Raw genomic sequence first — 13,780 nt, 5'->3', positions numbered from 1 at the left:
CGGCGCGCCTTTGCGCAATGAACGAAGGCGGCCGCGCTAGGATGTCTTTTCCGACTCGAGAGCCTTCCGGACGCGGTCGAATTCTTCCTCCAACACCGACAGCAGCGCGGGCGCTCCGCCGGTCGACCCGCCGCGGCCTTGCTCTTCGAGAAGCTCGCACAGCGCGGTCATCCGCGTAGCACCGAGATTCGCGCTGCTTCCCTTCAGTGCGTGAGCCTCGCGCGCGAGTTGTGTCGCGCTTTCTCGCCCGAGCGCCGCGCGCATTGCCGCCAGACGCTTCGGCGATTCCTCGATGAACAGATCAATCAGGTTTCCGAAGAAGTCAGAGTCTGCCGGGGCAGGAATCGCGCGCAGCTCGGCGATCACTCTCGAGTCGATTACTCTGGCGGATTCGCTTAAGTCGGACTCTTCAGGCCCCGATGGTTGCGGCAGACCGCGAGTCCAGCGTTCAAGCATTGCCGAGAGTACATCCTGTTTGACGGGCTTGCTGATGTAGTCGTCCATCCCAGCGGCGAGGCACTTCTGGCGATCGCTTTCCAGCGCGTTTGCGGTCATCGCAATGACGGTCGTATGCCGCAAATCGCCTTCGCGCCGGCGTATCTGTCTGGTGGCCTCATAGCCATCCATCTCAGGCATCTGGCAATCCATCAACACGACGTCGTAGTGAATCCGCTCGAGCGCGTCGAGGACTTCCAGGCCATTCGCTACGCCGTCGGCGGCGTAGCCCAGCCGCTGAAGCTGACGCAGCGCCACCTTCTGGTTGACGATGTTGTCTTCGGCGACAAGTATGCGAAGCGGCTCACGCCCCTCGTGTGAGATCTGAGCGGGGAGTCCCTGACGAGGCGGCTCTTGGAAAACGCGATCGCCAACCAGCGTGGCGAGACAGTCGAACAAATGCGACTGTTTGACCGGTTTGGTGAGACAGAGTTCGACGCCTGCTTCGCGAATCGCTGCATCGTCGCGGCGTCCCAGCGATGTCATCATCAGGAGCCGCGTTCCGGCTATGGCGGGATCCGATTTGATCGCCCGGCTCAGCATCAGACCGTCCATCTCGGGCATCTGCATGTCCAGGATGGCGATAAAGTAAGGGTCTCCGGCGGCAGCCTCATCTCGCAAGACGGCAAGCGCTTGCTCGCCGTTTTCCGCAGTGCCATTGCGCATTCCCCACGAAGTAATCTGTTCATGAACCAGCTTTCGATTAGTCGCGTTGTCGTCGACCACCAGCACTCGCACTGCTTCCAGATTCGCTCTCGGAGGCTGGGGCCGTGCGCTGTCTTCGGGTTGCCTTTCAAACCTTGCGGTGAACCAGAATGTCGAGCCTTTGCCCGGGGCGCTCTCGACGTCAATCTGCCCGCCCATCATCTCGACAAGCTGCCTGGAAATTGCAAGCCCCAGACCGGTGCCGCCATACCTGCGCGTGGTGGAGCCGTCAGCTTGCGAGAAAGCCTCGAAGATTCTTCGCTGCGCTTCTTCAGGGATGCCAATGCCGCTGTCGCTGACGGCAAAGCGCAGAACGATGCTCGATCCGATTTCGCTCTCTTTGGTCGCGCGCACGATGACTTCGCCTTGCTCGGTGAACTTGATCGCGTTGCTCAGCAGGTTTGTCAGCACCTGGCGAAGCCGGCCGGGATCGCCGCGAAGCTGAGTCGGCACGTCGCTGTAGACCAGCGAGAAAAGCTCGACGCCTTTTGCTTGCGCTGCTTCTGCCACTAGATCAACCGCGCCTTCGACCGCGTTGCGCAGATCAAAATCCATCTTCTCGAAGGTCAGTTTTCCCGCCTCGATCTTCGAGAAGTCGAGGATGTCGTTTATGAGTGTGAGCAAAGCCTCGGCGCTCGACCGGACAGTTTCAGCGTACTCGCGCTGCCCGGCAGTCAGGTTCGTGTCAAGCAGCAGTCCGGTCATTCCGATGACAGCATTCATCGGGGTGCGGATTTCATGGCTCATATTGGCCAGGAACTCTGCTTTCAAACGCGCTGACTCCAGCGCGACGTCACGAGCCTTAGCCACATCGGCTTCCATGCCCTTGCGCTCAGTGATGTCAGTCGAGATGCCGCAGATCGCGTAGGGAACTCCAGCGGAATCTCGCAGCGGGACTTTGATTGAAAGGTAGGTGTGCGGACCGTCTTCGTGCGGGGCTATCTCTTCCGATTCAAGCGGAGCCCCGGCTTCGAGCACTGCGAGATCATTCGCTCGGAATGCCTCGGCCATCTCGCGCGGGAAGATGTCGTAGTCGGTTTTCCCGGCGACCTCTCGCTTGGTGACGTGAAACAACGTCTCGAATCTCCGATTGATCAAGACGTAGCGGCCTTGCACGTCCTTGAGATAGATGACCGCGGTAGAGTTGTCCAGTATCGCTTGAAGCTGCGCCTCGCTCTCTCTCAGTTCCTTCTCGGCTTGCTTGCGTTCGGCGAATTGGCCGATCTGGCTGCCGATACTCGACATCATCTCGAGCAGATCCTTGTCGGGCTTTTGGATCCACTGGCTGAAGAATTCCATGACGCCGAGAACTTCGCCCCTCAGGACGATTGGGAAACCGAGCGCCGCGTGCAGCCCCTCTTTAGCGGCGATGGGCCAGCGAGGAAAGTTGTCGTCCGTGGTGACGTCGGCGATCCAATGTGGTTGGCCGCTCGCCCATACGCGTCCCGGCAGCCCTACGCCAGGTTGAAAGACGGTTTGCCGGCTTATCGATCTGAACTCTTCGACGTTTACCGAAGGCGCTTCCCAGCCTTCGACGTAGCGCAGCACATTTGCGCCTCGATCAACTATCCAGAGCGCGCCCGTTCCCCAACCAAGGCTCTCGCAGATATCCTGGAGTATCTTCGGCGCAGCTTCACGGAACGTCGTCGACTCGGCCAGTATTCGCGACGCGGCATACTGCACGGCCAGGCGGCGCTCTGCCCGTTTGCGGTCGGTTATGTCGTGAGCATGGGCCAGAACGTAAGAGGGTTTTCCCGGTTCATCGTATCGAACGTTCCGGTACTCCCATATGCGCTCCTCGCCGTCTCTGGTCAGCATCTTGAGGAGCCCGCTATCGGTTCCATTCTGGCGGATGCGGTCGAGGTAGTCGCCGAAAAATCTGCGCACGGACGACGCGAGAAAGTCGGTCATGTGCCTGCCGGCCATCTCCGACGGCTGGTATCCGAGTGATCTCGCAACAGCCGGGTTGCTCATCAGAAAGCGGCCTTCCATGTCGTGAGCGCCGATCAAGCCCAGAGAGTTCTCCACCAGGTCGCGATAGCGCTTCTCGCTGTCGCGCAACGCCTGCTCAGCCCGTTTGCGCGCCGTGATGTCGCGACCGATTCCGAGAAATCCCGTGATCTTTCCCTCGGCATCCAGCAGCGCGGTCACCGACAACCGCACCGGAAAGCGGCTGCCGTCCTTCCTCACATACGTCCATTCGTTTTCATCAGGAATTCCGAGCCGAGCCTTGGCGACGAAGACCTCGAAGCCGGGCTCGATTGCAACGCCAAGCTCCTCGGAGAGTTCTCGCGCCCGCCGCTCAATTTCTTCGGGCTCGTGGAAGATGGCCGGCGTTGTTTTGCCGGCTACCTCTTCCGCGGAATAACCCAGCCAGCGTTCGGCCGCGGCGTTCAACGTGCGGATCACCCCATCGGGCGACGTCGATATGATCGTGTAGTTGGCGGCGTCGAGGATTGCCTGCTGGAGCTGGCTCGCTTCGCGCAACTCCAGATCGGCCTGCCTGTCTTGTTTCATACCAGTGAACCTTAGACGATAATGCCCGCGTCGCACTCGTGCCAGACACTAAAGCAACGGTATTCTAAACACGACGGCGGAAGCCGAACAAGATAAGCTCGGCTAAGGGTGGTGGTGAGCTAGGAAATAAGAGAACTCCGGTCCTCAGCTTTTACGAGAGTGAGGCCGGATATTTTGGAAGTGGTCACACGTTCGACTTTCGGACCCGATGAAAGATAGAACAGCGCCCGCGCCCCGGTCTGCAGTCCACGGAAATCGCGAAGCGCGCCGTTTTCGCCCTTGCCGATCGATTCGATCAGGAAGGCTTCGCGAGGCTCCTCTCCAAGCGGACCGCCGGTCAGCATTCCCTTGTGGTTCACCGGATCGATCACCGAGAATCGGTACTCGCTGTTCCTTGTCCTTATCAAGACTTTGTCGTTCGCTTTGATATCATCGAACGCGATTGCCGAACTGACGTCAAGTCCGTGTGACTCAAGAGGACTGCTATTTAATGATGTTTCGCAATGCATAACAGCCGTTGGACCACGAATCGTAGACGCGCGCATCGGAACCACCTCCCAATTTGTCCAGCACGGCGCGACCATTTTAGAAGCGTGCGTTTGGCCTCTGCCGGCCACCCGGCGCGGCACATTTGTGCCAAACGCGGAAAGGCGGCGCGACCTGGAGATGGTCAGCGCCGCCTTCGGTTCCGAGAAGTTCAGAGTGAGAGTTCAGCGATCCTTCGGGCCTGCTGTGCGAATCACCATTTCAGTGCCCGGATCGAGAATCAAATCTTTGTTGCCTTCGACGTAGACGGTCCCGACGCCCGCGGCTCCGCCAAGGAGCAATCCGATGACAGCGCCTTTGCCTCCACCGATGATGCCGCCAATGATCGCGCCGGCCGCAGCGCCGATGCCGCCTCGAACCTCTGAGTCTCGTGTGCGGCTACCTGTTTCGATGCGGCCTTCTTCGTCGACCTTCTTGACGTTTTCGGATTCATAGACCCGCACCAGGTCCCCGTCGATTCTCGTCTGCCGCCCGTCGGGAAGCGTCAGAGTATCAAACGCCAGCGCGACCTCAGTCTTTCCGCTCACGCGGCCGGACTTGTTGAGCGTCGCTATGTGGCCCTGAACGGTAGCCGACTCATAGGTCGAAGGTTGAACAACAGTCGCGGTGAAAGTGTCGCCCACTCGGCCGGTCTTTGTGCTTATGGGAGTGCTGAGTCTTATGCGAAGCTCGGTGCCGTTGGGAATGTTGAGTGGAGCGCTGGGTCTGCGCCGATCTATTTCGCTTGGCCGATCTATTTCGCTTGGCCGAGTGTCTTCACTTGGCCGAGACGTTTCCCGCTGGCCGCGGTCATTATCCGCACGGTCACGATCCGCACGCTCGCGCCGCATTCGCTGCTGATCGGCAAGCGCCGCCGCCTTGGCGAGTACTTCCCCGTTGCGAGGCACTACGGCATTGCGAGCCCGGCCGTAGTAGCCGTCTGAGTAACCAAGCTCGAAGCCGAGCTCATAGCCTTTGCCGTATTCCTCGGACGACCCTGGATCACGTTGCTGAAATCTGTCTGAGCGGCGAAAGTCGCGCCGCGAACTATTGCTCCAATCGGTCTCGCCCTGCGGGAAGCCTTCGTCATACCCCTTTTGATAACCCTGGCTGAAAGGCGTCTGCGGCTGCTTTGGCGGCGCCGGAGCCTTTTTCGCGGGCGCGCGTTTCTGCGACGGCGACGCTAAAGCCGGCGCGAGCCCTGCGACCAGCAAAACGGCCACCAGAGCAAAGGGTGCGTAGTTACTCCAACGTCCTGCTATTCTCATGTTCCCTCCCTGCGATCTAGTTGTTGGGTCCACTCGCTGCCAGACGAGAAGGCTGACACCGTTGAACCTAAAATGCAACGCGCAAACCGGCTCGTCGATTCATGCCGAGGCTGTCTTCAGGTCAGACGTGCAGTGCGGGCATCGCGTGGCCTTGATCGGAATGCTGGAAAGGCAGAATGCGCATTCCCTGGCCGCCGGCGGTTCCTCGACCTGCTTGCGTTTCATCCTGTTGATCTGCTTAACCAGGAGGAAGATCACAAAGGCGACGATCAAAAAATCAATCACGGCTCCAAGAAAGAGGCCGTAGTTGATCGTCGCCGCGCCCGCTTCCTTTGCCGCCGCCAGCGTATCGTAGTGGGCACCCGACAGGTTTATGTACAGATTGCTGAAATCCACCTTGCCCAGCAACAACCCTATCGGCGGCATCAATACGTCGATTACAAACGACGAGATGATTTTTCCAAACGCGACGCCGATGATGATGCCGATCGCCAGGTCCAACACGTTGCCGCGCATGCCAAACTCTTTGAACTCCTTTAACATTCGTTTTCCTCCTCTGAGAATGTCCGGCTAACTTCTGCGGAGAATCCCAACGCCGAGAATCACCCACCGCAGAGGCGCAGAGCACGCAGAGACGGCGCTGAGAATTTGAAGTTAGGACACTACCATCCAGGCTGGTTTCTTGACACCCCAAAATCGCGGGCCGTAGGATGCGCTTATGCCCCAGTCCCAAACGAAGCGGCTGTTCCTGGTAGACGGGATGTCGCAGATCTATCGCGCCTATTACGCGCTCCCAAGCCTCTCAAATTCGCGCGGCCTTCCGACGAATGCGGTCTACGGCTTTACGATGATGCTGCGCAAACTCATCACATCCGAGAAACCTGACTACCTCGGCGTCGCTTTCGATTCGCCCGAGCGCACGTTTCGTCACGACGCGTATGAATCCTACAAGGCGACTCGAACCAAGATGCCCGACGACCTGACCCTGCAGATTCCATACATCGCGCGGCTGTCCGAAGCATTGCGCGTCCCGATCGTTCGCGAGTCCGGCTACGAAGCGGACGACATCATCGGCACGCTCGCGGCTCAAGCAGAACGCGCCGGCCTCGACGTGGTCATTGTCACCAACGATAAGGACATGAACCAGTTGGTCACCGATCACGTGAAGATTCTACGCACCGAGCGGACCGGTGAAATGAAAATGGTGGACGCCGCGGGAGTCGAGGAAAAGATGGGCGTGCCTCCGCATCAGGTAGTCGAGCTGCTGGGCTTGTGGGGCGATACGATAGACAACATCCCGGGCGCGCCGGGCATCGGCGAAAAAGGCGCGAAGCAAATCATCCAACAATACGGCGCCATCGAAAACGCCATCGCTCACGCGGATGAGATTTCGCGAAAGACTTATCGCGAGAGCCTTAAGAACAACGTCGATTTGATACGCCAGTCGCGAGAGCTTGTGAGAATCGCCTGCGAAATGCCGATCGAGCTGGATCTGAATTCATTGATCTACGAGTCCCCCGATCGGCGAGCCGCTTACCAGTTGTTCTCCGAGCTCGAGTTCGCCCAACTCAGCAAGGAATTCTCTGACGCCGCGGAAAATGGGAAAGCCGCGGCGACCGTCGCCGTGCGCGAGTCGGGAAAGGCAAGCTACTCACGCATCAGCACACCAGCGGAGCTGGATCGCTTTATTGAATCGCTTTGGACGAAAGACCGGTTCGGGCTGTCGATCGCCGAGCGCAACGGTGCGGTGTGCGGCGTCGCGATCGCGCCCGAGGAAATGAAAGCCTCATACATCGACCTTGATAGGTTCGACGTCAAGTTCGACGCGAAACATGACCCGCTTCTTAAGCTGAAGGAGGTGCTCGAGAATGGTCTCATTAGGAAAGCGATTCACGATTGGAAGGGCGCGCTAACCTTGCTTGACCGCTGCGTCCGCCGGCGAGAAATGAGCGATGCTCCGTTGATGGCGTTCGCAAACGAATGCGACGGCGGGATTCGGGATTTCATTCCGGCGATTCGCATCGACGGCGTTGAAGACGACACTCTAATCGCCGCCTACCTGCTGGATCCTAATCGAGCCAACTACCGGCCGCAGGACCTCGCGCGCGAATTCCTCGGGCTGGAGATGGCCGCCGCCATCGAAGGCTGGGACGAGGACGCCGCGCGCGCGCTTCAGACCGCGGATCTGACGCTGCAACTGACGAGCGTTTTGGGCGACAAGATTAAAGAGATGGGGCTGGACAAGGTCTATCGCGAGATCGAGCTGCCGCTGGTGGAGATTCTCTTCGACATGGAGCGGATAGGCGTGCGCATCGATCTTGCGGCGCTCGAGAAAGCAGGCGGCGAGATGGAGAAGGAACTCGCGCGGCTGACGGAAGAGATCTACAAGCTCGCGGGACAGGAGTTCAATATCAATTCTCCCGCGCAGCTTGGCGACATTTTCGAGAAGCTCAACTTTGAAGTTGGCCGCAAGACGAAGACCGGGAAGATATCGACCTCGGTGGATGTGCTGGAAGAGCTGGCTCTCAAGTACGAGTTGCCGCAAAAGATCATCGACTACCGAGAGATCGCCAAGCTCAAGAATACCTACGTCGATGCGCTTCCGAAGCTGATCGATGCACACTCCGGGCGCGTGCATACGACCTTGAATCAAGCAGTATCGGCCACCGGAAGATTGTCGTCGACCAATCCGAACCTTCAGAACATTCCGATCAGGTCCGAGCTTGGCCGCCGAATTCGCGCCGCGTTCGTCGCGTCGCCCGGATATCAGTTGATGTCGGCCGACTACTCGCAGATCGAGCTCCGAGTGTTCGCGCACGTAACAAGCGACCCGGTTATGACCGAAGCCTTCAAGCGCGGCGAAGACATTCATGCTCGCACTGCCCGCGATGTGTTCGGCGCAACCACGAAACAGGAAGAGTCAGACGCGCGCAGGCTTGCGAAGATAGTCAACTTCGCCATCCCGTACGTCATCGGTCCGTTCGGTCTTGCGCAGCGCACCGGCTTGACGCGCGCTCAGGCGAAGAAAGTCATTGAAGACTACTATCAGACCTACACGGGTGTTCGACACTACATGGAGGAGACGCCCAAACAGGTGCGCGAGAGTGGGGTAGTGCGAACGATCTTCGGCCGAATTCGCCCGATACCCGACATCAACAATCGCAGTCACGCATTGCGCGCGAGGGCGGAACGCGAAGCCATCAACGCGCCGATTCAAGGCACGGCCGCCGATCTGGTGAAGGTCGCGATGATCCGTGTATACGAACGGCTTCGCCGCGAGAAGCTCGGGGCTCGAATGATCCTTCAGGTTCACGACGAGTTGTTGCTTGAAGTTCCCGAGATTGAAATCGATCGCGCGACCGAGGTCGTTCGAGCCGAGATGGAGTCGGTCTTTCCTCTGGCGGTGCCGCTTGTGGTTGATGTCGGAGTGGGCCGCAACTGGATGGAAGCGAAGCCTTAAGAGAATCGCGCCACCGTCTCCCCAACCCGTAACACAGATTTTCAAGGGTTTTACTTTGCGCCGAGTCGGCCTGACGGTTAGAATGATGTCCCTCCGACGGTGATGTATGACTCAGGATCGAAAGCCCGCGCCAATCACTCTGCGGCCTGCTGTTCCTGACGACGAAGCTTTTCTCTATGAATTGTATTGCAGCACGCGAACCGAGGAGATCGCCGCCTGGGGATGGCATCCGTCTCAGCAGGAGATGTTCCTGAGATTGCAGTTCACAGCCCAGCGGCGACACTACGAGATCGCGTTTCCGGGGGCCGATCACCAGATTATTCTCTGCAAGGATCGGCGTGCCGGCCGTATCCTGGTGTTCCGCTCGGAACGAGAGATCCGGCTCGTCGATGTGTCGCTTCTGCCCGACGAACGCGGGCGCGGTATTGGAGGCGCGTTGGTCTCGGCGCTGATTGAAGAGGCGCGAGCCGAGGACAAGCCGGTGACCCTCCACGTTGCTAAAGTCAATCGGGCTGCCGGGCTCTATAGGCGACTCGGGTTTTCGATAACTGCCGACTTGGCGACGGACTACAAGATGGCGTGGCAGATCGAGCGAGCTACATCAGGAGGTTGAGGATGACAGACGTATTCACGATAGAAACATTCTCGGGGCATGTAGGCACGAAGTTTCTGATTCACTATGGCGATTCGCAGACCGCCGATCTCGAGCTGCTCAGCGCCACCGATGTTGGGTCGTCAAACATGCAGAGCCAGTTCTCGCTGGTTTTTCTCGGACCGCTCAACGGGCCGGCAGCGCAGGGCATTTTTCGGCTTGAGCACGATAAACTGGGCTCGCTCGATCTGTTTCTCGTTCCGATCGCCCGGAACAATGATGGTTTGAGCTACGAAGCGATCTTCAACCGTTTCCTCGAATAATTCGCCGAAGGTGTTGTCTAATCGCAGCGGAACGCAGCGGAACGCAGCGGAACGCCCGATTGAAGAAATGGAAATAGGGTCCAAACAAATCTCGCTCGACCAGTTGCGGGTGGCGACCTTTAGAAAAGGAGGCCCGGACGATGAGGCTTTTCTGGTCAGGGTTTATGGGAGCACGCGACTGGAAGAACTGGCATTGACTGAATGGGGCGAGGCGCAGCGAGATGCTTTCCTCACGATGCAATTCACCGCTCAGTCAGCTCACTATCGCCAGTATTATCCTGAAGGCGAGCACCTGATCATTCTCGTTGACGGCGAGCCGGTGGGCCGGCTGTATGTATCAAACAACGAAGAAGAGATAAGGATCCTTGACATAACCGTTCTTCCACGACATCGAAGCGCCGGAATAGGAACGCCCATCGTCAGAGAACTGATGGCTGAAGCGGCCGCGCTGGGCAAGCCCCTCAGTGTCTATGTTGAGAGCTACAATCGGTCGCGTGGGCTGTTCGAGCGATTGGGCTTCGTGAAATCAGGCGAGCAAGGCTATAGCTACCTTCTGGAATGGCGCCCATAAGGCAAAAGGCAGAAGGCAAAAGGCAGCGGGCAGAAGCCTATTGGTTCTGCCTTCCGCCTTCTGCCTACTGCCTTCTGCTGTCAGCGTGCTGATGCTCAGGGATAGATGCGATTGATGATTGCCCCGTATCGAATCCCCGGCCGGCCGTTGGTATCCCCCGGCACTACGAATAGTTCGAATTTTCCCAGCTTCCCGTGCTCGACCGTGTATGTGTTCTGTCCGAGCGGCAGATTGCGTGGGCCCTTGAATACTAACGAAAAGCAGTCCCTGGTGCTTGTCCCGTCGCTCTTGGCGAAAGGCGGATTGAGGTCAATCACTTCGATCAGGGTCAAATCAGTCAGTGCCACCTCTCCAAGGCGAAAGGTGAACTTGCTCTTGAGGGTTTCTGTGAACATCGCGCGGGTGATGTAGTGGAGGGGTCACCGAGGATTTCCTTTGGGACCGGATTGCCGATCCCCGTGCCCAACATTTGTAAGGACTTCTCCTGCCCGTACGCGCCTCGGCCGATTGCTCCGGCCAGGAAGCCGGCTAGACCAAACTTACCCCCTGCCTGCAAAAAACTGCGTCGTGAAAGGATCATTTTTCTCTCCAGTTGTTGGTTTGCCAGATCGGTGGAGGCATGCGTGAGGGGGCCAATGCCGTGAAAGCATCGTGCTACGAGTCTAAGGTGTGAGGTTTATGCGCTCAATACAAACTAACCCAGAATGGGCATTGACATGATGGGGACTTGTGATACAATCCCCGCCCATTGAGTGGAGTATTAACAGCTCTTGGGTTGGAAGGAAAACCTTAGGAAGTCGAGCAAAGCGGTACAGGTTGTTTCATCAAGGCGCGAACATCGGGCATGTCCCAGTTGTTTCTTTATCTATTGATCACTAGGAGTCGATTACTGGCAATAAGAGCCTAGGAGGGAAAAATGGCTGAACCGTTTCTGTCTGAAATCAGAATCATGAGCTTTGTATTTGCGCCAAAAGGCTGGGCGCTTTGCAATGGGCAACTTCTGCCCATCAATCAGAATCAGGCGCTGTTTTCGCTGTTGGGGACGACCTTCGGCGGCGACGGGCGAGTGAATTTCGCGCTACCCGACCTCCGAGGTCGCGTACCGGTTCACGTGGGCGACGGCAACACGCTTGGTGGGCGCGGTGGCGAACAAGCGGTCACGCTTTCAATCGCTCAGTTACCACAACACACGCATGTACTGAATGGGTCGAGTTCTGTAGGGAATTCAGTTGCTCCAAGATCCGCGGCGGCAGGCAATATCCTGGCCCAGGAGCCAGGCAACGCATATACGAATTCCACAAGCAACCTAACGCCCCTGTACCCGACTTCTGTAACTAATGTCGGTGGCAGCCAGGCGCACCTTAACATGCAGCCCTACTTGACGCTAAGCTTCTGCATCGCGTTGCAAGGCATCTTCCCGTCACCTAACTAAGGAGATCAATATGGCACAACCGTATGTTGGAGAAATCCGAATGTTCGCGGGCAACTTCGCCCCCGCAGGCTGGATGTTTTGCGAAGGGCAGTTGCTTCCTATCTCCGAGAATGAGACGCTGTTTCAACTGATCGGCACGACCTACGGGGGCGATGGACAGAGCACGTTTGCGTTGCCGGACCTGCGCGGTCGTTTGCCGTTGCATCAAGGTAACGGCTTCATCCTGGCTGAGACCGGCGGGGCCGAGGAGGTTACCCTTACGGTCAATCAAATACCTTCGCACAGCCATCCATTGCTGGGTTCCGCGACCAACGGGGCACAGGCTGCCCCGGCAGGCAACCTTCTGGGCAACTCGACAGTGATAACACCTTACGCGCCGGAGACGGCCCTTTCGCCCATGGCGGCATCAGCCATATCGCCGGTGGGAGGAAGCCAGCCTCATACCAATTTTCAGCCGTACTTGTGCGTTGACTTCATCATTTCGCTCTTCGGGATTTTCCCAAGCCCAACTTGAAATCTGTTTGGGAAGTTATTCTTGCGCAAGGCTGATGTTGCGGGATTTTTGGTTTTTTGCTTTGCTGAGCTTGAGGAGACTAAACATGGCAGATCCTTTTGTCGCTGAAATCAGAATCTTTCCTTTTAACTTCGCCCCGAAAGGCTGGGCATGGTGTGACGGTCAATTGATGCCGCTTTCGCAAAACACCGCCCTATTTTCCCTGCTAGGCACGACCTACGGGGGCGACGGCAAGTCGAACTTCGCGCTGCCCGATTTGCAGGGTCGCGCGCCTATGCATCCGGGTCAGGGGCCTGGGCTGTCGCTGCACGACCTCGGTGAAACGGGGGGGTCGCCGACCGTCACCCTGCTCGAATCCGAGATACCTGCTCACAGTCACACGCTGCAGGCATCAACGGAAGATGGTGTACAGGGTTCGTTGACTCTTAATGTGGCGTTGGCAAAGTCCGTAGGCGGGACATTGTACCAAACCACTACCAATGCCAATCTTGTTAGCATGAACCCCGTCGCGCTGACTCCGGCCGGCGGCGATCAGCCGCACGACAATATGATGCCGTATCTCACGTTTTACTTCTGCATCGCGTTGCAAGGCGTTTTCCCGCCACGAGGATGAACTCGGAATTCGCTTGGAGCGAGGTTTGAGATGTCTGCGCGCCACGGGATTAAACCCTTGCGTGCTTCCAGATGCTTCGGTCTCCACCGGTTCATTCCGGTGGAGGTCTATTTCCAAATCAGTGAATTGAATTTACTGACCGGCTGTATTGTGAATATCTCATCGGTTCTTTCACCGGCCTTTCTAGCAGTGAGTAATTGCTTAAACTTTCTGTCCAACTCCTCGAGCTCTACTGCCGCGGGCCGTGCCTGTCTCCGCGGAATGACAAAGGCGGCGCGCGAAGAAGAATTCGCCGGGGTAGCCGGGTGGTTCAAAAACGCTTGCCAAGTAAAAAATCTCACGTTTTGGGGCCCGCGTCCTATTGACTCTCGGGTTACGCCCGTCATAGAATGGCGGCTCCCGCGCGGGACCTTTGTTACAACGAGACCTCACTGATTGCTTGGAATGTAGGCTCCGCGGTTTCAGAGTGAAATTCTCAGGTTGTATTGAACTCCTCAGAAAGCGAGTTCGGCCCTGGTGTCCTAGTTGGTTGTTAGAGCCGCAGCAGGCTACGAACTTTTCGAATTGAATTCTGCCCATCTCACGGGCATCGTTTAGGAGAATAAAAAATGAAACTGCTCCGTACTTTTGCCACCCGCAACTACATTACTCTAATTCTGTGTGCTATCGCTTTGATGGCGTTTCTGGTATCGGGCCTGTCGCCGGTCTCTGGCTCGAAGGTCGTGCCCGTTCCTACGGATGTGAAGGGTAATGTTAGTGCGCCTT

12 protein-coding genes are annotated in these 13,780 nt (G+C 57.6%); 7 read left to right on the top strand and 5 right to left on the bottom strand.

What is annotated here, in order from left to right; translation table 11 throughout:
* Positions 1-36: 36 nt before the first annotated feature.
* The 4 genes from AABO57_26080 to mscL form a co-directional block, all read right to left on the bottom strand.
* Positions 37-3,717, bottom strand: a complete 3,681-nt coding sequence (locus AABO57_26080; protein MEK6289197.1) for a PAS domain S-box protein — start codon at positions 3,715-3,717, stop codon at positions 37-39.
* 119 nt (positions 3,718-3,836) lie between these two features.
* Entirely contained in the window at positions 3,837-4,124 is a 288-nt protein-coding gene (locus AABO57_26075; GenBank protein MEK6289196.1) for a hypothetical protein, read from the bottom strand.
* Between the two features lie 303 nt (positions 4,125-4,427).
* Complete coding sequence (locus tag AABO57_26070) at positions 4,428-5,510, bottom strand: hypothetical protein (protein MEK6289195.1); 1,083 nt, start codon at positions 5,508-5,510, stop codon at positions 4,428-4,430.
* 99 nt (positions 5,511-5,609) lie between these two features.
* Complete coding sequence (gene mscL, locus AABO57_26065; protein MEK6289194.1) at positions 5,610-6,053, bottom strand: large conductance mechanosensitive channel protein MscL; 444 nt, start codon at positions 6,051-6,053, stop codon at positions 5,610-5,612.
* 175 nt (positions 6,054-6,228) lie between these two features.
* On the opposite strand from mscL, the gene polA reads away from it, so the two are divergent.
* The 4 genes from polA to AABO57_26045 all read left to right on the top strand — a co-directional run bounded on the left by polA (position 6,229) and on the right by AABO57_26045 (position 10,456).
* Positions 6,229-8,970, top strand: coding sequence for a DNA polymerase I (gene polA / locus AABO57_26060; GenBank protein ID MEK6289193.1), 2,742 nt, complete (start codon positions 6,229-6,231; stop codon positions 8,968-8,970).
* A 106-nt stretch (positions 8,971-9,076) separates the two neighbouring features.
* Positions 9,077-9,583, top strand: a complete 507-nt coding sequence (locus AABO57_26055) for a GNAT family N-acetyltransferase (GenBank protein MEK6289192.1) — start codon at positions 9,077-9,079, stop codon at positions 9,581-9,583.
* A 2-nt stretch (positions 9,584-9,585) separates the two neighbouring features.
* Positions 9,586-9,885 carry a hypothetical protein gene (locus AABO57_26050; GenBank protein ID MEK6289191.1) on the top strand — a complete coding sequence of 100 codons (300 nt, stop codon included), beginning with the start codon at positions 9,586-9,588 and terminating at the stop codon, positions 9,883-9,885.
* 67 nt (positions 9,886-9,952) lie between these two features.
* Complete coding sequence (locus AABO57_26045) at positions 9,953-10,456, top strand: GNAT family N-acetyltransferase (protein MEK6289190.1); 504 nt, start codon at positions 9,953-9,955, stop codon at positions 10,454-10,456.
* A 95-nt stretch (positions 10,457-10,551) separates the two neighbouring features.
* On the opposite strand, the gene AABO57_26040 is transcribed toward AABO57_26045, so the two are convergent.
* A complete protein-coding gene (locus tag AABO57_26040) occupies positions 10,552-10,851 on the bottom strand; it encodes a hypothetical protein (protein MEK6289189.1) in 300 nt (99 codons plus the stop codon).
* A 521-nt stretch (positions 10,852-11,372) separates the two neighbouring features.
* Between AABO57_26040 and AABO57_26035 the strand changes: the two genes are divergently transcribed.
* The 3 genes from AABO57_26035 to AABO57_26025 all read left to right on the top strand — a co-directional run bounded on the left by AABO57_26035 (position 11,373) and on the right by AABO57_26025 (position 13,015).
* Positions 11,373-11,888: a tail fiber protein gene (locus AABO57_26035; GenBank protein ID MEK6289188.1), complete on the top strand. Its 516-nt coding sequence runs from the start codon at positions 11,373-11,375 to the stop codon at positions 11,886-11,888.
* A 10-nt stretch (positions 11,889-11,898) separates the two neighbouring features.
* Positions 11,899-12,402, top strand: a complete 504-nt coding sequence (locus AABO57_26030; protein MEK6289187.1) for a tail fiber protein — start codon at positions 11,899-11,901, stop codon at positions 12,400-12,402.
* Positions 12,403-12,487: 85 nt separating this feature from the next.
* Entirely contained in the window at positions 12,488-13,015 is a 528-nt protein-coding gene (locus AABO57_26025; GenBank protein ID MEK6289186.1) for a tail fiber protein, read from the top strand.
* The last annotated feature ends 765 nt before the right edge of the window (positions 13,016-13,780 follow it).

The organism is Acidobacteriota bacterium (assembly GCA_038040445.1).
GTDB lineage: Bacteria > Acidobacteriota > Blastocatellia > UBA7656 > UBA7656 > Onstottus_A > Onstottus_A frigus.
The sequence above is the reverse complement of the archived record's forward strand: the minus strand, read 5'-3'. Positions and strand labels throughout refer to the sequence as shown.